The 17,149-nt window shown below is 68.0% G+C and carries 15 protein-coding genes and 1 rRNA gene; 6 read left to right on the top strand and 10 right to left on the bottom strand.

Translation table 11 applies throughout. The annotated features are described in order from the left end of the window. Positions 1 to 15 precede the first annotated feature (15 nt). Positions 16 to 921: a polysaccharide deacetylase family protein gene (locus QZH52_RS04770; protein WP_301804682.1), complete on the top strand. Its 906-nt coding sequence runs from the start codon at positions 16 to 18 to the stop codon at positions 919 to 921. Next, a complete protein-coding gene (pbpC, locus tag QZH52_RS04765) occupies positions 864 to 3,065 on the top strand; it encodes a penicillin-binding protein 1C (protein ID WP_301804681.1) in 2,202 nt (733 codons plus the stop codon). The genes QZH52_RS04770 and pbpC overlap by 58 nt, the downstream gene beginning before the upstream one ends. Positions 3,066 to 3,367: 302 nt before the next feature. Here the strand turns inward: pbpC and panE are convergent, their stop codons facing one another. The 7 genes from panE to QZH52_RS04730 form a co-directional block, all read right to left on the bottom strand. After that, a complete protein-coding gene (gene panE, locus QZH52_RS04760; protein ID WP_301804679.1) occupies positions 3,368 to 4,303 on the bottom strand; it encodes a 2-dehydropantoate 2-reductase in 936 nt (311 codons plus the stop codon). Between the two features lie 71 nt (positions 4,304 to 4,374). Beyond that, the gene (gene cynS / locus QZH52_RS04755) at positions 4,375 to 4,818 is read right to left on the bottom strand and encodes a cyanase (RefSeq protein WP_301804678.1); all 444 of its coding nucleotides are present in this window, start codon (positions 4,816 to 4,818) and stop codon (positions 4,375 to 4,377) included. Between the two features lie 37 nt (positions 4,819 to 4,855). Beyond that, on the bottom strand, positions 4,856 to 5,680 hold the full coding sequence (locus QZH52_RS04750) for an ABC transporter ATP-binding protein (protein WP_301804676.1): 825 nt from the start codon (positions 5,678 to 5,680) through the stop codon (positions 4,856 to 4,858). Positions 5,681 to 5,693: 13 nt separating this feature from the next. Continuing rightward, complete coding sequence (ntrB, locus tag QZH52_RS04745; RefSeq protein WP_301804673.1) at positions 5,694 to 6,554, bottom strand: nitrate ABC transporter permease; 861 nt, start codon at positions 6,552 to 6,554, stop codon at positions 5,694 to 5,696. Between the two features lie 5 nt (positions 6,555 to 6,559). After that, positions 6,560 to 7,924 carry a CmpA/NrtA family ABC transporter substrate-binding protein gene (locus QZH52_RS04740; RefSeq protein WP_286536911.1) on the bottom strand — a complete coding sequence of 455 codons (1,365 nt, stop codon included), beginning with the start codon at positions 7,922 to 7,924 and terminating at the stop codon, positions 6,560 to 6,562. A 144-nt stretch (positions 7,925 to 8,068) separates the two neighbouring features. After that, entirely contained in the window at positions 8,069 to 8,746 is a 678-nt protein-coding gene (locus tag QZH52_RS04735; protein WP_301804666.1) for a response regulator, read from the bottom strand. Then, a complete protein-coding gene (locus QZH52_RS04730) occupies positions 8,743 to 9,921 on the bottom strand; it encodes a sensor histidine kinase (protein ID WP_301804664.1) in 1,179 nt (392 codons plus the stop codon). Before QZH52_RS04730 ends, QZH52_RS04735 begins: the two co-directional genes overlap by 4 nt. 111 nt (positions 9,922 to 10,032) lie before the next feature. Here QZH52_RS04730 and QZH52_RS04725 point away from each other — a divergent pair, with 111 nt between their 5' ends. Both QZH52_RS04725 and QZH52_RS04720 read left to right on the top strand, forming a co-directional pair. Further along, a complete protein-coding gene (locus QZH52_RS04725; RefSeq protein WP_301804662.1) occupies positions 10,033 to 11,190 on the top strand; it encodes an alpha-hydroxy acid oxidase in 1,158 nt (385 codons plus the stop codon). Positions 11,191 to 11,297: 107 nt separating this feature from the next. Next, positions 11,298 to 12,638 (top strand): MFS family transporter, encoded by a 1,341-nt coding sequence (locus QZH52_RS04720; RefSeq protein WP_301804661.1) that lies wholly within the window; start codon positions 11,298 to 11,300, stop codon positions 12,636 to 12,638. A gap of 1 nt (position 12,639) precedes the next feature. On the opposite strand, the gene QZH52_RS04715 is transcribed toward QZH52_RS04720, so the two are convergent. Next, positions 12,640 to 13,200 (bottom strand): putative glycolipid-binding domain-containing protein, encoded by a 561-nt coding sequence (locus tag QZH52_RS04715; protein ID WP_301804660.1) that lies wholly within the window; start codon positions 13,198 to 13,200, stop codon positions 12,640 to 12,642. A 111-nt stretch (positions 13,201 to 13,311) separates the two neighbouring features. On the opposite strand from QZH52_RS04715, the gene QZH52_RS04710 reads away from it, so the two are divergent. After that, a complete protein-coding gene (locus tag QZH52_RS04710; protein WP_301805743.1) occupies positions 13,312 to 14,517 on the top strand; it encodes a Y-family DNA polymerase in 1,206 nt (401 codons plus the stop codon). On the opposite strand, the gene QZH52_RS04705 is transcribed toward QZH52_RS04710, so the two are convergent. Then, on the bottom strand, positions 14,514 to 15,551 hold the full coding sequence (locus tag QZH52_RS04705; RefSeq protein WP_301804659.1) for a purine-nucleoside phosphorylase: 1,038 nt from the start codon (positions 15,549 to 15,551) through the stop codon (positions 14,514 to 14,516). The two genes, QZH52_RS04710 and QZH52_RS04705, sit on opposite strands and share 4 nt — an antisense overlap. A 158-nt stretch (positions 15,552 to 15,709) precedes the next feature. On the opposite strand from QZH52_RS04705, the gene QZH52_RS04700 reads away from it, so the two are divergent. Next, on the top strand, positions 15,710 to 16,828 hold the full coding sequence (locus QZH52_RS04700) for a DNA topoisomerase IB (protein WP_301804656.1): 1,119 nt from the start codon (positions 15,710 to 15,712) through the stop codon (positions 16,826 to 16,828). Between the two features lie 26 nt (positions 16,829 to 16,854). Here the strand turns inward: QZH52_RS04700 and rrf are convergent. Next, a 5S ribosomal RNA gene (rrf, locus tag QZH52_RS04695) occupies positions 16,855 to 16,967 on the bottom strand. Positions 16,968 to 17,149: the final 182 nt, after the last annotated feature.

Here is a 17,149-nt window from a genome sequence, read left to right as displayed (position 1 = left end):
TATCTGGAATTCCCCATGACTGCCCGCTACCTCGGCCCGCTGCCCGCGCACGGCCGCTTCGACTACCTGCCGATCACTCGTCGGGCCGACCATGCTTGGCCCAACGGCGCCCGGCTGGCGGTCTACCTGGGCTTCAACCTGGAGCATTTCGCCTTCGGCGAGGGCATGGGCGCATGCATCGGTCCGGCGCATCCGCATCCGGACGTGCTGAACTTCTCATGGCGCGAATACGGCAACCGGGTCGGCGCCTGGCGCTGTCTCGAACTGTTCGACAGCCTCGGCCTGCCCTCGAGCACCTTGCTCAACACCGCGCTCTACGACCACTGCCCGGAACTGGTCGCGGCCTCGGTCGCGCGGGGCGACGAACTCATCGGCCATGGCCACAGCAACTCCGAGCGCCAGGCCGACATGGCCGAAGCCGAAGAAGCGGCGCTGCTCGCCGACTGCCGCGAACGGATGCAGGCCGAAAGCGGCCAGGCACCGGCCGGCTGGCTGTCGCCCTGGATTTCAGAAAGCCGTCTGACGCCCGACCTGCTGGCCGAGGCCGGCTACGGCTACACCCTCAACTGGTGCCATGACGACCAGCCGATCCGCATGCGCACGCGCAGCGGCCGCACGCTGTGGTCGGTGCCCTATCCGCAGGAACTCAACGACATCCCGATGATCATCGCGCGCCAGATGGACGCCAAGGATTTCGCCGCCATGGTCATCGACAATGCCGACGAGATGCTCGAGCAGTCGCGCCGCCAGCCCCTGGTGATGGGCCTCGCGCTGCACCCCTACATCGTCGGCCAGCCCTACCGGCTGCGCCACCTGCGCCGCGCGCTCGCGCATCTGGCGGGCCTGCGCGACCGCGGCGAGATATGGTTCACCACGCCAGGCGATATCTGCCGGCACATGGAGCAACTGGAACCGACTTGAAGGCCGCACCACTCGTCCTCGCGCTGGCCGTGCTGCTGGCGGCACCGGCCTGGGCCGGTCTTGCCACCTTCGACGAGGTCCGGCGCGATTTCCGCCCGTCCGACAGCGCGGTGCTGGACCGCGACGGCCTGCTGCTGCAGCGCGTGCGCACCGACACCAGCGTGCGGCGCGGCGACTGGATCGCGCTGGCCGACATCTCGCCGGCCCTGCGCAGCGCGATGCTGCTGAGCGAGGACAAGCGCTTCTACGCGCACAGCGGCGTCGACTGGCGCGCGGTGTCGGCGGCCGCCTGGGGCAACCTCTGGAACACCCGCACCCGCGGCGCATCGACGATCACGATGCAGCTCGCCGGCTTGCTCGACGACGACCTGCACCGCGCCGGGGGCGGACGCAGCCTGGCGCAGAAGCTGGGCCAGACGGTCGCCGCCCAGCAGCTGGAGCGCCAGTGGCGCAAGGACCAGATCCTCGAGGCCTACCTCAACACCGTGCCCTTCCGCGGCGAGATCGTCGGCATCGACGCCCTGTCGCGCACGCTGTTCGGCAAGGCGCCGCACGGACTCGACGCCCGCGAGGCGGCGGTGGCGGCCGCGCTGGTGCGTGCGCCCAACGCCAAGCCCGCGCTGGTGGCGCAGCGGGCCTGCGAGCTGATGCGGGCGATGGAGCCCACGGACAAGCCCGACTGCGCGGCGCTCGACATGTTCGCCAGCGCCGCGCTGCAACGGCGCGCTTTCGATCCGAGCGAAGGCGTCGCGCCGCACCTGGCACGCCGGGCGCTCAAGGAAGCCGGTTATCCGGCCGGGCCGCTGCGAACCACCCTGCGGGCGCCACTGCAGCGTTTCGCGCTCGATGCGCTGCAGCGCCAGCTGCGCGAACTTCGCGGACGCAGCGTCGAAGATGGCGCGCTGGTGGTGCTCGACAACGCCAGCGGCGAGGTGCTGGCGTGGGTCGGTTCGTCCGGCACGCTGAGCCGCGCGGCCGAGGTCGACGGCGTGCTCGCGCAACGGCAGCCGGGCTCGACCCTCAAGCCCTTCCTCTACGCGCAGGCGCTGGCCGAGCGCAGGCTCACGGCCGCGTCGCTGCTGGACGACTCGTCGGCCCAGATCAACACCGCCGGCGGCCTGTACATCCCGCAGAACTACGACCGCCAGTTCAAGGGCTACGTCTCGGTGCGCACCGCGCTCGCGGCCTCGCTCAACGTGCCGGCCGTGCGCACGCTGGTGATGGTCTCGCCCGAGGCCTTCGCGCGCCAGCTGCGTGCGGCTGGCCTGCCGCTGGCGCAGAGCGGCGACTACTACGGCTACAGCCTGGCGCTCGGCAGCGCCGAGGTCTCGCTGCTGACGCTCACCAACGCCTACCGGACGCTCGCCAACGGCGGGCGCTTCGGCGACACCCGCGACCTGCCCGGGCCGGCTTCCACCGCCAGGGGCCAGGCCGTCGCCATCGATCCGCGCGCCGCCTTCATCGTCGGCGACATCCTGGCCGACCCGAACGCCCGCGCCCGCACCTTCGGGCTCGACAGCGTGCTCGGCACCCGCTTCTGGAGTGCCGTGAAGACCGGCACCAGCAAGGACATGCGCGACAACTGGGCGATCGGCTGGTCCGAGCGCTACACGGTCGGCGTCTGGGTCGGCAACGCCAGTGGCGCACCGATGTGGGACGTGAGCGGCACCAGCGGGGCCGCGCCGGTCTGGGCGCAGACGATGGCGTTCCTGCATCGCAACGAACCGAGCCGGGCGCCGACACCGCCGGCCGGCGTGCTGCAGGCGCAGGTGCGCTTCGGCGAAGCGCTCGAGGCGGCACGCAGCGAGTGGTTCCTCGCCGGCACCGAGCAGCCGCTGTTCGCGATCGCGCCCGAAGCGTCGGCGGCGCAGGCGGCGCCGCGCATCACGGCGCCGGCGGACGGCACGATCCTCGCGCTCGACCCCGACATCCCGCCGGATCGCCAGCGCGTGCGCTTCGAGGCCGAGGGCCGCGGCGTGCAGTGGCGCATCGACGGCAAGCCCCTGGCACGCGGCGCCACCGCACAGTGGCTGCCCTGGCCCGGCCGGCACCGGGTGCAGCTGATCGACGCGCGCGGCCAGATGGCCGACGAAATCAGGCTCGAGGTACGGGGCGCCGGCGTGGTGGCGAACGCTGGGCGATGAGGCAGGCGAAGGCGTCCGACGCCTGTCGGACGCAACCGACTGCACGCAACCGACAAACGGCGTACAGCCGGCCCGCGCCGCGGCCCACGCCCTCTCAGGCTGGCGACTGCTGCCGCCGTCGCCTCGCCGGCGCTATACCTCTACACATGGGAGTTCGCTCCACACCGCTACGGAGGCCGTGATGCTGATCAAGATGACAACCGTGCCGCAAGCCCAGGACCCGCAGATCGTGGTCGCATGGATTCGGGCCTGCATCTGGGCCGGTATCGAGGGCTGGCCCTTCTGCAGGCTGAAGTAGCCGATCAGCCGCGGTTCGCTTCCCGCGCTCGCCGGGCCTCGTAGGCCAGCAAGTGAGCGCAGGCGATCCGCAGCGGCGTGACCCGTTCGCCGCCGTCGGCCCTGCGGCGCAACAAGTCGCCCACGATGTGATCGGCTTCGATCGCGGCACCGCGTTCGATGTCCTTGAACATCGACGCCGTCATCGAGGAACCCTTGACCTTCAGCATCGCATGCGCGCGTGCCAGCGAATCCGGTCGCGGCGCAAAGCCGTTGTGGGCCAGGATCGCGGCGCACTCGTCCACCATGGCGTCCGCGACATCGGTGCCGCCGCTTTGCACGATGTCGCCGACGGTGCCGCGCATCAGGCAGGTCATGCTGGCGGCCGAGGCGATGAACATCCACTTCTCCCACATGTCCTGCAGGATGTTGCCGGAGGCGCGGGCATCGAAGTTCGCGCCGGCAAAGGCGCGCTCGAGGGCCTGCACGCGGACCGAGCGTTCGCCGTTCAATTCGCCGTAGGTCAGGCCGTGCATGTCGTTGTGATGCAGCACCGTGCCCTCGTCGTCCAGGGACGCCGAGATCATGCACAGTCCGCCGAGCACGCGCTCGGCGCCGAAGCGATTGCCGAGTTCGTCCAGATGGCGCATGCCGTTCAGCAAGGGAAGAATGGCCGTCTCGGGTCCGACCGCGGGCGCGAACGATGTCATCGTCTCTGCCAGGTCGTAGGCCTTGCAGCCGACCACGACGACATCGAAGGGGCCTTCGATGCCATCGGCCTGCACCGAAGGCGGCGCCGGCAGCGCCAGGTCGCCCTTCGGGCTCTTGATCACCAGGCCGGTCTTCGCGAGTTGCGCCGCCCTTCGCGGGCGCAGCAGGAAGGTGACATCCTTGCCTGCCTCGAGCAGCCGGCCGCCGAAATACCCGCCGAGCGCACCCGCGCCCACTACCAGGATCCGCATGAATCTTTCCTCGTCGATGTTGGACGAGGGATTCTGCGCCGATGCCTGCAAGTCTGCTGGCGGCTGCCCGATCAGTAGGTCTTGTACGGCAGGAACTTGCCCGACAGCACCACGTTCACGCGGTCGCCCTTGGGGTCGGCCTGGCGCTGGATGTCCATGCTGAAGTCGATCGCGCTCATGATGCCGTCGCCGAACTCCTCGTGGATCAGTTCCTTGATCGTCGTGCCGTAGACGCTCACCACCTCGTACCAGCGGTAGATCAGCGGGTCGGTCGGCACCGGGGTCGGCAGCGAGCCCTTGTACGGCACCACCTGCAGCCACTTCTGCTCCTCGTCCGTGAGCCCGAAGATCTTGCCGATCACCTTGGCCTGGGCGGCGTCGAGCGTCATCTGGCCGAGGCAGGCGGCGGTGGTCCACTCCTTCGACAAGCCGACCTTCTTCGCCACGTCGGCCCACTGGATGCCCTTGGCCACTTTCACGGTGATGATCTTCTCGGTGACGTCGTTGCGGTTCATTTCGAATGCTCCTGTTGGTTGTGATGAATGGGAAAAGTCAGGCCGCCCTGGCGCGCGTGACAAGAAAGTCGACGATGTGGTTGCGCAGCGCGTAGTAGCCATCGAGGTGGTGGAGCCCGGCACGCGTGCGCTCGCGCGGCAGCGGGTTGACCACGGTCTCGGCGATGTTGCCGGGCCGGTAGCCCGCCGCGGTCTCGCTGCCGTTGCGCATCAGCAGGATGCGGTCGGCCAGCAGGATCGCCTCGTCGACATCGTGCGTGATCATGAAGACCGTCTGCCGGGTCTGGCGCACGATCGCCATCAGCTCGTCCTGGATGGTGCCGCGCGTGAGCGCATCCAGCGCGCCGAAGGGCTCGTCGAGCAGCAGCATCTTGGGCTGGATCGAGAAGGCCCGCGCGATGCCCACGCGCTGCTTCATGCCGCCCGAGAGCTGCGAGGGCTTCTTGTCGATCGCGCCGTCGAGGCCGACCAGCGAGACGAACCTGCGCACCTGCTCGTCGACCTTGGCGGCCGTCCATTCCGGCCAGCGCGACTGCACCGCGAACGCGATGTTGCGCCGCACCGTGAGCCAGGGCATCAGCGCGTGGCTCTGGAACACCACGCCGCGTTCCAGGCTGGGCCCCGCGAGCTCGCGGCCGTCCATGAACACATGGCCGCCGGTCGCCGCATCCAGCCCGGCCAGCACGTTGAGGATGGTCGTCTTGCCGCAGCCCGAGTGGCCGATGATGCAGACGAACTCGCCGCGCTCGATCGTGAAGCCGACATCCGCGAACACCGGCTGGCCCGGCACGAAGGACTTCGAGAGCCCCTCGATGCGCAGGAAGGCGCTGCCGGCGGCAGGCACGGCGATGGCTGGATTCATGGCGATCCCCTGGTCACTCCACATAGGTCACCTTCCTCTGCAGACCGGCGAAGGCCATGTCGAGCAGCATGCCGACGACACCGATCACGAGGATCGCGAAGATCACGTTGGTGAGCGACAGGTTGTTCCATTCGTTCCAGACGAAGTAGCCGATGCCGGTGCCGCCGACCAGCATCTCGGCGGCCACGATCACCAGCCAGGCGATGCCCATGCTGATCCGCATGCCGGTCAGGATCGTCGGCGCCGCCGCCGGCAGGATCACGCGGAAGGCGCGCCGCAGCGGCTTCACCTCGAGCGTGCTGGCCACGGCGAGCCATTCGCGCTTGACCGAGGCGACGCCGAAGGCGGTGTTGAGCAGCATCGGCCACACCGAGCAGATGAAGATCACGAAGATGCCGCTGGTGGACGAATCCTTGATCGTGTAGAGCGCGAGCGGCATCCAGGCCAGCGGCGAGATCGGCTTCAGCACCTGGATGAAGGGGTCGAAGGCCTTCTGCAGCAGCGGCGACATGCCGATCACGAAACCCAGCGGCACCGCGACCAGGCAGGCCAGCAGGAAGCCGAGCGCCACGCGGCCCAGCGACCAGGCGAGCTGGATCGCGATGCCCTTGTCGTTCGGGCCGTTGTCGTAGAACGGGTTCGACAGGTGCTTCCATGCGGTCGCGCCGATCTCGGCCGGCGTCGGAAAGCCGGCCGCCTTCACCTGGCCCGGGTCCTTGCCGAGCATCTTCTGGTACTCGATCTGCTCGGCCGTCATGCCGGCCTGCGAGGCCGCCGCGCCCGGCGTCTGGGTCGCCACCTGCCAGACCGCGAGGAAGGCCAGGAACAGCGCCAGCGACAGCAGCGCGGACCTGAGCCGCAGCGACTTCTTCATGCCGTTCAGCCGGCCAGCTTGCTGATCGCGAAGCTGCGCGCGTACTCGTCCGGCTTCGCCGGATCGAACACGCGCCCCATGATCGTGAACTTCGGGTACGCCCCCTCGGGCGGCGTCTGGCCGAGCTCCCTCATGCGCTTCCTGGCATCGGTGATCAGGAACACCTTTTCGGCCAGCTGCTTGTAGTCGACCTCGCCCTTGACGTAGCCCCAGCGCTTCATCTGCGTCAGCATCCAGACCGCCATCGACTGCCAGGGGATCGGGTCGAAGTCGATCCGGTCGGGCACCGTTCGGATGTTGCCCAGGCCGTCGGCGAAGCGGCCGGTCAGCACCTGGGTCAGCACGGTCTCGGGCTGGTTCAGGTACTGCGCCGGCGCGATCACCTTGGCGATCAGCTCGCGGTTCTTGGCCTCGCGCGCCATCGCCGAGGCGGTCAGCACGGCGCGCGTGAGCGCCGCGAACGTGTTCGGATTCTGCTGGATGAAGGCGCTCGAGGTGCCGAAGGCGCAGCACGGATGGCCGTTCCAGATCTCCTTGGTCAGGATGTGGATGAAGCCGACTTCCTCGAACACCGCGCGCTGGTTGAACGGATCGGGCCCGAGGTAGCCGTCGATGTTGCCGGCCCGCAGGTTGGCCACCATCTCGGCCGGTGGCACGACGCGGATCTGGATGTCGGTGTCGGGGTTGAGGCCCGCTTCCGCCACGTAGTAGCGCAAGAGGAAGTTGTGCATGCTGTACTCGAAGGGCACCGCGAACTTGAAGCCCTTCCACAGCTTCGGATCGCGCTTGTCCTTGTGCTTGTTGGCCAGCGTGATCGCCTGGCCGTTGGTGTTCTGGATCGCGGCCACGTTCATCGGCGTCGCATTGGCGCCGGCGCCCATCGAGATCGCGAGCGGCATCGGCGACAGGAAATGCGTGGCGTCGTATTCCTTGTTGAGCATCTTGTCGCGGATCAGCGCCCAGCCTGCGGTCTTAACGACCTCTACGTTGAGCCCCTGCTTCTGATAGAAGCCCAGCGGGTGCGCCATGATCAGCGGCGTCGCGCAGGTGATCGGGATGAAGCCGATCTTCAGGTCCTTCTTCTCGAGCGGCCCCTTGTCCTGCGCCATCGCCTGCAGCGCGCCGAGCGGCAATACGGACAGGATCGCGGCGCGCGCGGTATTGGCGCCGACCGCGCGAAGGAAGCCGCGGCGCACGCTGTCGACCGGAAACAGCGCCTTCACCAGGCTGGCCTCGAGCTTGGCGTTCGCGTCCTCGATCGCACCGACATGCGCACCGGGCGCATGGTCGCGGCCGCAGGCACAGCGCATCGCGAGCGGGCGGTCGGCGTCGAAGGGGTCGCTGGCCGGGGCTTCAGGCAGTCTGGACATGGTGCACCTCGTTGAAAAGATGAGAGGCACGATGCAATTGCCGGGCCGGTTGGCCCGCCTGCAGGCGTCGCCATGCCAGATCGCGGGGCCCCGGTCGATGCCCTGTAGGGGCAGCACTACACGGCAGGCCTGCGCCGCTCTTCTTCAGGCCGCCGGCGCGCCCTTCGCGTGGCGCTCTGCGCACAGCGCGAGTTCGACGTCGTTCTTGGTCCCGGTCTTCTCGAGGATGCGGGCCCGGTAGGTGCTGACCGTGTTGGGCGCCAGGCCGAGCCGCGCACCGATTTCGCTCACGGTCTGCCCGGCCGTGAGCAGCCTGAAGACCTGGTGCTCGCGGTGCGAGAGCGCATCGGCGCCCTGCCCGGCGGCGCTGCCGACCGCCGCGGCCAGCGCCTCCGCCGTCGCCGGCGACACGTACCTGCCGCCGGCCGCCACCTTGCGCACCGCGCCGACCATGTCGTCCGGGTCGGCGCTCTTGTGCAGGTAGCCGGCGGCGCCGAGCTTGATGCAGCGCACCGCATACTGCTTCTCGGGGTAGGTGCTGAGCATCAGCACCGGGAGCGCGGGCCACTGCTTGCGCAAGGCCTGCAGCACGTCCAGCCCGTCGCGGCCCGGCAGCGCGATGTCGAGCAGCACCACGTCCAGGCCTTCCGGACCGCCGAGCGCCGCCACGCGATCGAGCACCTCCGCGCCGGTCTGCGCCTCGCCCGCCACCACCATCTCCGGAGGCCCGTTCGCGAGGTCGCCCAGCACCTGCTTGAGCCCTTCGCGCACGATGCGGTGGTCGTCGCCGATCAGCACGCGGATGTCCTTGTCTTCTCTCATGGCAAGGGCAGCTCCAGGCTGAAGACGCTGCCCGCGCCGGGCTCGCTCCGGATCTGGACGCGACCGCCGAAGTGCAGCGCCCGTTCGCGCATGCCCTGCACGCCGTAGGCGGTCGGGGCCTCGAAGACGTGGGCCGGCCCGCCGATGCCGTCGTCGCGCACGCGGATGTGCAACTGCCCGGCCACGGCCTCGATGCGGATGTCGAGCCGGCTCGCACGCGCATGCCGCCCGACGTTGCTGAGCATCTCCTGGAAGATCCTGAACACCGCGATCGCGGCCGGCTCGGGCAGCTCGACGCCGGGCGCGACATCCATCTGCCAGTCGAGCGCGAGTTCGGCCGACTGCACGAACTCGTGAGCCTGCCATTCGAGCGCCGCCCACAGCCCCTGGTGGTCGAGGATGCTGGGCCGCAGGTCGGTGATGATGCGGCCGACGTTGTCGACCGCGCGCTCGATCAGCCCGCTCATGTTGCGGCACTTGCTGCGCATCAGCGTGCGCATCTGCTGCGCGTCGTCGGGCGCCCGCTCCTGCTGCTCGCCGAGTCGCTTGCCGATCCAGTCGACGTCCATCTTGAGCGCCACCAGCAGGCTGCCGAGTTCGTCGTGCACCTCGCGCGCGATGCGGGTGCGCTCGTCCTCGCGCACCTTGTCGAGCCAGGCCGAGAGTTCGCGCAGCTGCGCCAGCGCGTCGCTCAACGCGCGCGTGCGCTCCTCCACGCGCAGCCCGAGCTCGTCCTTGGCCTGCTGCAGCGCCTGCGCCGAGCGCCGGCGTTCGGTGATGTCGACGAAGGTGATGACCGCGCCGCGCACCTGGCCGCCGTCCAGGATCGGATGGCTCGAATACTCGACCGCGAAGGCGCTGCCGTCGCGGCGCCAGAAGACCTCGGTGTCGATGCGGCAGGCGAGGCCCCGCCGGAAGGCGTTGAAGATCGGGCAGTCGGTGTCGGCATAGTGCGAGCCGTCGGGATGCGAATGGTGCGTGAGCTCATGCATGTTGCGGCCCAGGACCTCGGTGCGCTCGTGTCCCAGCATCTGCGCGCCGGCCCGGTTGATGAACATGCAGTGGCCGTCGAGGTCGATGCCGAAGATGCCCTCGCCCGTCGATTCGAGCAGCAGGCCGAGCTGGTGCTGCCACAGGGGATGGCTGGCCGGGGCGGGCAGGACGGGCGTTTCCATGCACCAGATGCAAGCAACTGCCGTGCCGCCCTGGTGCACCGGTTACAGGGCGCCGAGCGGGCGCGAAGATAATACGCATTGCTCAGCCACAGAATCCAGGAGCCCTTTCTCGTGCCAGACCTGTCCAAGATCACGACCATCGAAGACCTGCGAGTCATCGCCAAGCGCCGCGTGCCCCGCATGTTCTACGACTACGCCGATTCCGGCGCCTGGACCGAAGGCACCTACCGCGCCAACGAAAGCGACTTCCAGAAGATCAAGCTGCGCCAGCGCGTGGCGGTCAACATGGAAGGGCGCTCGACCCGCACCACGATGATCGGCCAGGAGGTCGCGATGCCGGTGGCCATCGCCCCGACCGGCCTCACCGGCATGCAGCATGCCGACGGAGAGATCCACGGCGCGCGTGCCGCCAAGGCCTTCGGCATCCCGTTCACGCTCTCGACCATGAGCATCTGCTCGCTCGAGGACATCGCCGAGAAGACCGACCGCCACCCGTTCTGGTTCCAGCTCTACGTGATGCGCGACCGCGACTTCATCGAGCGCCTGATCGAGCGCGCCCGCGCCGCCAACGTGAGCGCGCTGCAGCTCACGCTCGACCTGCAGATCCTCGGCCAGCGCCACAAGGACATCAAGAACGGCCTCACGGCGCCACCCAAGCCGACGATCAAGAACCTCATCAACCTCGCGACCAAGCCGCGCTGGTGCATGGGCATGCTGGGCACCAAGCGCCGCACCTTCGGCAACATCGCGGGCCACGCCAAGGGCGTCAAGGACCTGTCCTCGCTGTCGTCCTGGACCGCCGAGCAGTTCGACCCGACGCTTTCCTGGGCCGACGTCGAGTGGATCAAGAAGCTCTGGGGCGGCAAGCTGATCCTCAAGGGCATCATGGATGTCGAGGATGCACGCCTGGCAGCGGCCAGCGGCGCCGATGCGCTGATCGTCTCCAACCACGGCGGCCGCCAGCTCGACGGCGCGCCCTCCTCGATCGCGGCGCTGCCGGCGATCGCCGAGGCGGTGGGCACCGAGATCGAGGTCTGGATGGACGGCGGCATCCGCAGCGGCCAGGACGTGCTCAAGGCGCGCGCGCTGGGCGCGCACGGCACGCTGATCGGCCGCAGCTTCCTCTACGGCCTGGGCGCCTACGGCGAGGCCGGCGTGACCCGCGCGCTGCAGATCATCCAGAAGGAACTCGACATCACGATGGCCTTCTGCGGCCGCACGCAGATCGACCAGGTCGACTCCAGCATCCTTTTGCCCGGCACTTTCTGAAGGTGAAGGCGCGCTGCCAGTCGGGTCACGGCCCCGGCTGACAGCGTCGGCGGGCGCCATGGGGCATCATCAAGAGCGCCATAACAACTCGATAGAAGCACTTCTCCATGAGCTCCGCCGCGTCCGCTGCGGGGACGGCTGCGGCCGTCGATCCCGCCATCTCCCACCGCCCCTACACCTCCGAAGAAAAGCGCCACCGCATCTTCGCGATCATGGCTGCCTCTTCCGGCAACCTGGTCGAGTGGTTCGACTTCTACGTCTACGCCTTCAGCGCGCTTTATTTCGCGCCCTCCTTCTTCCCCAAGTCCGACCCGACCGCGCAGCTGCTCAACACCGCAGGCGTGTTCGCCGCCGGCTTCCTGATGCGACCCATCGGCGGCTGGCTGTTCGGCCGCGTCGCCGACCGCTACGGACGCCGCACCTCGATGCTGATCTCGGTCACGATGATGTGCGCCGGCTCGCTGGCCATCGCCTGCCTGCCCACCTATGCGGCGATCGGCGCCTGGGCGCCCTTCCTGCTGCTGGTCTGCCGCCTGTTCCAGGGCCTGTCGGTGGGCGGCGAGTACGGCACCACCGCCACCTACATGAGCGAGGTCGCGCTTCGCGGCCAGCGCGGCTTCTTCTCGTCCTTCCAGTACGTCACCCTGATCGGCGGCCAGCTGCTCGCGGTGCTCGTCATCGTGATTCTCGAACAGCTGCTGAGCGAGGCCGAGCTCAAGGCCTGGGGCTGGCGCATCCCCTTCGTGATCGGCGCCATAGCGGCGGTGGTGGCGCTGTTCCTGCGCCGCACCTTGCACGAGACGCAGAGCGCCGAGTCGAGGGCCAACAAGGAGGCCGGCAGCCTCGCGGGACTCTTCAAGCATCACAAGGCCGCCTTCTTCACCGTGCTCGGCTACACCGCCGGCGGCTCGCTGATCTTCTACACCTTCACGACCTACATGCAGAAGTACCTGGTCAACACGGTCGGCCTGCCGATCAAGACCACCAGCTATGTGATGACGGTCGCGCTGTTCGTCTACATGTGCATGCAGCCGCTGTTCGGCGCGCTGTCAGACCGCATCGGCCGGCGCACCAACATGTTGCTGTTCGGCGGCCTGGGTGCCGTCGCGACGGTGCCGATCCTGACCGCGCTGCAGGGCGTGACCAGCCCCGTCGCGGCCTTCCTGCTGATCATCCTTGCCCTGGCCATCGTGAGCTTCTACACCTCGATCAGCGGCATCGTGAAGGCCGAGATGTTTCCACCGGAGGTGCGCGCGCTGGGCGTAGGGCTGGCCTATGCAGTGGCCAATGCGATCTTCGGCGGATCGGCCGAGTACGTCGCTCTGGGGCTGAAATCGATCGGCCACGAGAGCGCCTTCTTCTGGTACGTGACCGGCATGATGGTGCTGGCTTTCGCGGTCGCCTGGCGGCTGCCGAAGCAGGCCTCCTACCTGCACCACGACCACTGAGTCAGGCTTCGGCTTCCCACATCGTGGGGTAGCGGCGGATGAAGCCGTCGGGCGTGACTTCGAGCATCCCTTCGTAGTCGAAGCGCGGTGCCGCGTACCAGTAGTCGCTGTCGCTGCGCCGCTCGTAGCGCTGCTGCAGCTCGGTCAGGCCGCCGCCGTCGAGGTCGAGCCAGGCCACCGGCGCATCGGCGGACTCGCCGGCTGCCAGGTGCAGCCGGCGAAGCTGCAGCAGGTTGGTGGCCGGTGTGAAGCCGAGGTCCAGATCGACGCAGTGGCCGAGCTCGGCCACCGGCACGTCATTGAGCTTCCAGACGCCATGGGCGCCGTGGACGATCGACAGGTCGATCGCCTCGCCGCCGAGCCAGCCGCGCACCGTGCACCACTGGGTATGCCAGGCGCGGTCGCAGCGCACGCGGTAGTGCAGCTGGGCGACCCGGCCGTCCTCGTGGCGGAAGGCGGCCCCGCCGTCGATCTGCCAGTTGTCGCCCGCGCGTTCGAGCCGGCAGACGTCGTGGCCCGGCTGCCCGAGCCGGCGCCAGAGGATCGTTGCGAGCGTCTGCATGGGCTGGATCATGGCACCGGCATGCCATCCAGCGCAAGCCTCGCCAAGCTACCGTGCGCGACAATCGAAGGCGTGACGACCGCACCGATCCGCCGCATCGCCCACCTCGACATGGACGCTTTCTACGCCTCTGTCGAACTGCTGCGCTACCCGCAGCTCAAGGGCCTGCCGATGGTGATCGGCGGCGGCCGGCGCAAGGTCGACGAGGCCCTGCGCAACGTGCCCGAGGGTGGCACCCTGGCCGACATCCCGGTGGCCGCCTTCCCGCTGCTCAAGGACTACGCGGGCCGCGGCGTCATCACCACCGCCACCTACGCGGCGCGCCAGTTCGGGATCGGCTCGGCGATGGGTCTCATGAAGGCCGCCAAGCTGTGCCCGCAAGCCCTGATCCTGCCGGTGGACTTCGATGAATACCGCAAATACTCGCGCCGCTTCAAACAGGTCATCACCGAGATCGCCCCGCTCATGGAGGACCGCGGCGTCGACGAGGTCTACATCGATTTCACCGATGTGCCGGGCGGCCAGCGTGAAGGCGGGCGGGTGCTGGCCCGGCTGATCCAGAAGTCGATTCTCCAAGCCACCGGCCTGACCTGCTCGATCGGCGTCGCGCCCAACAAGCTGCTGGCCAAGATGGCCAGCGAGTTCGACAAGCCGAACGGAATCTCGATCGTCTTCGAGCGCGACCTGCAGGCCCGCATCTGGCCGTTGCCCTGCCGCAAGGTCAACGGCATCGGGCCCAAGGCCGACGAGAAGCTGCAGGGCCACGGCATCCGCACCATCGGCGAGCTCGCCGCGAAAGAGCGCGACTGGCTCATCGCCCACTTCGGCAAGGCCACCGGCGCCTGGATGCACGAAGTCGCCTGGGGCCGCGACGAGCGGGCGGTCGTGACCGAGAGCGAGCCGGTGTCGATGAGCCGCGAGACCACCTTCGAGCGCGACCTGCATGCGGTGCGCGACCGCGCCGAGCTCGGCGCCATCTTCACCCGCCTGTGCGAGCAGCTGGCCGCGGACCTGCAGCGCAAGGGCTACGTCGGCAAGACCATCGGCATCAAGCTGCGCTACGGCGACTTCAAGATCGCGACCCGCGACCAGACCATCGAATCCTTCACGGCCGACCCGAAGGCGATCCGCCGGATCGCCGGCCAATGCCTCAAGCGGGTGCCGCTCGAGCGGCCGCTGCGCCTGCTCGGCGTGCGCGTGGGCACGCTCGCCAGGGCCGGCGAAGCCGCCACGGAGCTTGTGGCGTCAGGCGGCACGGCACGGCGCGGCAAGTCACCGGCCGACGAGGCGGCCGCGCAGACCGCCTCCTTGTTCTAGCGGGCCGGAAGCGGCGGCACGCCGGCCTGCCACTGCGGCCAGTCGGCGACGATGTGATCGACCACGCGGCTGCCGACGAGCTCGATGTTCTGGACCGTCTCGGCGAAGCCGCCGGCGGTTTCGCCGGGTGCCGGGTCCAGGTGCTGCAGGGTGGTCTCGCGCGGGTTGCCCTGGTCGAAATTGACCGCCCCGCGCAGGCTCATCACCCGGTCGGTCCCGTACTGGCGCTTGATCACCAGCGTGATCGCGGCCGCCTCCATCTCGGTGATCACATAGTCGTCGGCGCCATACAGCTTGGCGATGTACTGCGCCTGGTTCGACATCCCCGGCCCATGGAAGAAGGTGTCGCCAGTCATGTGGGTGCCGGTGCCGACGAAAGGCGCGCGGCGCGCCGCCGCCTGCGGGTAGCGCAGCCGGTAGGCCCTGGCGGAGTCGGAGTCCTTCAGCGGCGTGTCGGCCGAGAGCTTCATCGCCCAGCCCACCAGTTCGGGGTTGAGCTTGAAGCGCCGGTACTCCTCGTAGCCCTTGCGCGGCATGAAAGTAGGCTCGCCGGCCTTGTTCTCCTCCGGCGCCCAGCGATGCCCGAGGTCGTAGTCGACCAGCCAGGTCGCCCAGTTGACCTCCCCGATGGTGCCGCGCGAAGGCGGCGTTCCCGCCACGCCCGAGATCACGTAGTAGGTCTTCGAGAAATCGAACTTCGGACTCGTCAGGATGGCCTGCATCGAGGACGACGAGTTCACCTTGCCCATGCCGAGCACAGCCCCGCAGACACCGTCCGGATTGCAATACACGGGCTGCAGCGCGCCAGGCACCGTGACCGGCACGGCATTCTTCCAGTAACGCTCATACCAATGCTGGAACTCGCCGGCACGGTCGCCGGTGTTCTGGCCGATCTCGAACATGGCGGCAACGAAGACCTTGACCTTCACGGGTTCGGCAACGCGCGACGGCGCCACCGAGGTGCAGGCAGCCGCAAGCACGACCACGGCAGGAAGCGCACCCCAGCGGGCGCGACGAGACCAGACTGACGACATGGAAATCTCCGGGAGAAGGGGAAGGGACAAGAAAAAAGGACGTCGCCGCGAGTGCTCATCGCACCGGCAACGCTTGAGGCGTCCTACAGCGGTGCGCGATCACATCGGCAGGCTTTGGGGCCTGTACGTTTGTTCGGGTAGAGATTGTCGCAAACACCATGCCCACCGCGAATCAACGCCCCGTTCCCCTTGCCAATGGACTGGTCTACGTGAACCCCGAGATGCCGGGCTGGAGCCGGGTCCGCCGCGGCGCCGATTTTCGCTATCGGGACACCCGCGGCAACTGGCTGCGCGACAACGACGACCTATCGCGCATTCGCCGCCTCGCGATTCCGCCCGCCTACGACAAAGTATGGATCTGCCCAGTCGCGAACGGACACCTGCAGGCGACCGGGATCGACGCCCGTGGCCGCAAACAGTACCGTTATCACGTCGAATGGCGCGCGTTGAAGGACGAAAGCAAATTCGAGAGGCTGGAAGCCTTCGGCCGGGCGCTGCCCGCGATTCGCCGCCGCGTGGCGCGCGACCTGTCCACAGTCGCCAAGTCGGCCCCGGTGGAGCGGCAACCGGTCCTGGCCACTTTGGTGCGATTGCTCGACACCACCTTCCTGCGCGTCGGCAATGAGGAATACGCCAGCAGCAATGGTTCCTACGGCCTCACGACCTTGCGCAACAAGCACGCCGACATCCAGGGCGGTGCGCTCAAACTGCGTTTCCGCGGCAAGAGCGGCGTGATGCACGAGGCTCGGGTGGACGATGCACGCATCGCGGCGATCGTGCGCCGATGCCAGCAATTGCCCGGCCAGGAGTTGTTCCAGTATCAATCGGACGACGGTCAGCCGCGCGGCATCTCATCGACCGATGTGAACGACTACTTACGCGAAATCGCTCATGGTGACTTCACAGCCAAGGACTTTCGTACCTGGCACGGCACAGTCCAGGCGCTCGAACTGACGCGCATCGCCTGCACCACGGGAGAACCGGATGCGGCGCGCTTCAGCGCGAAGGAGATTCTGTCGGCGGTGGCGAAGCAGCTGGGCAACACGCCGGCGGTGTGCAAGAAGTCATATGTGCATCCCGCCGTCCTGGCGCTCGGCAGCGCGCTTGCGGCCAAGAGCGATGCGATCGGGGAGATCTGGACCCGGATTGGGGCGCGCGTGCAAGGCAGGCGCCATCTGTATGCAGCAGAAGCGCGTCTACTCGAATTCCTGCGGCAGCATCGGCTGGCTTTGAAACGCAAAGACGGCGCGCGCAAAGCAAAACGCCCAGCCTTTTGAGGGGCTGGGCGGTTTGGGCTGTAAGAGCCTGACGATGACCTACTTTCACACGGGAACCCGCACTATCATCGGCGCTGAGGCGTTTCACTGTCCTGTTCGGGATGGGAAGGAGTGGGACCACCTCGCTATGGTCATCAGGCATAAAGGGTTGTCGCGCTGACGGGGTCAGCACAACGAATTCATAGAGTCTGGAATCAGCTTTGATGCTTTTGGCATCGGAATCTTGAATGCGTCAACTTGGCATAACACCTTGATCATGTAGATCAAAGTTATAGGGTCAAGCCGCACGAGCAATTAGTATCAGTTAGCTTAACGCATTAC

This window comes from Variovorax ginsengisoli (genome assembly GCF_030486595.1).
Taxonomy (GTDB): Bacteria; Pseudomonadota; Gammaproteobacteria; order Burkholderiales; family Burkholderiaceae_C; genus Variovorax; species Variovorax ginsengisoli_B.
This window is presented reverse-complemented; position numbering and strand designations above follow the sequence as displayed.

Bases quoted from the DNA above. Each gene is read 5' to 3' on its own strand.
- QZH52_RS04770 (WP_301804682.1), top strand. From the start codon at position 16: ATGACTGCCCGCTACCTCGGCCCGCTGCCCGCGCACGGCCGCTTCGAC.
- pbpC (WP_301804681.1), top strand. From the start codon at position 864: ATGGTTCACCACGCCAGGCGATATCTGCCGGCACATGGAGCAACTGGA.
- panE (WP_301804679.1), bottom strand. From the start codon at position 4,303: ATGCGGATCCTGGTAGTGGGCGCGGGTGCGCTCGGCGGGTATTTCGGC.
- cynS (WP_301804678.1), bottom strand. From the start codon at position 4,818: ATGAACCGCAACGACGTCACCGAGAAGATCATCACCGTGAAAGTGGCC.
- QZH52_RS04750 (WP_301804676.1), bottom strand. From the start codon at position 5,680: ATGAATCCAGCCATCGCCGTGCCTGCCGCCGGCAGCGCCTTCCTGCGC.
- ntrB (WP_301804673.1), bottom strand. From the start codon at position 6,554: ATGAAGAAGTCGCTGCGGCTCAGGTCCGCGCTGCTGTCGCTGGCGCTG.
- QZH52_RS04740 (WP_286536911.1), bottom strand. From the start codon at position 7,924: ATGTCCAGACTGCCTGAAGCCCCGGCCAGCGACCCCTTCGACGCCGAC.
- QZH52_RS04735 (WP_301804666.1), bottom strand. From the start codon at position 8,746: ATGAGAGAAGACAAGGACATCCGCGTGCTGATCGGCGACGACCACCGC.
- QZH52_RS04730 (WP_301804664.1), bottom strand. From the start codon at position 9,921: ATGGAAACGCCCGTCCTGCCCGCCCCGGCCAGCCATCCCCTGTGGCAG.
- QZH52_RS04720 (WP_301804661.1), top strand. From the start codon at position 11,298: ATGAGCTCCGCCGCGTCCGCTGCGGGGACGGCTGCGGCCGTCGATCCC.
- QZH52_RS04715 (WP_301804660.1), bottom strand. From the start codon at position 13,200: ATGCAGACGCTCGCAACGATCCTCTGGCGCCGGCTCGGGCAGCCGGGC.
- QZH52_RS04710 (WP_301805743.1), top strand. From the start codon at position 13,312: ATGGACGCTTTCTACGCCTCTGTCGAACTGCTGCGCTACCCGCAGCTC.
- QZH52_RS04705 (WP_301804659.1), bottom strand. From the start codon at position 15,551: ATGTCGTCAGTCTGGTCTCGTCGCGCCCGCTGGGGTGCGCTTCCTGCC.
- QZH52_RS04700 (WP_301804656.1), top strand. From the start codon at position 15,710: ATGCCCACCGCGAATCAACGCCCCGTTCCCCTTGCCAATGGACTGGTC.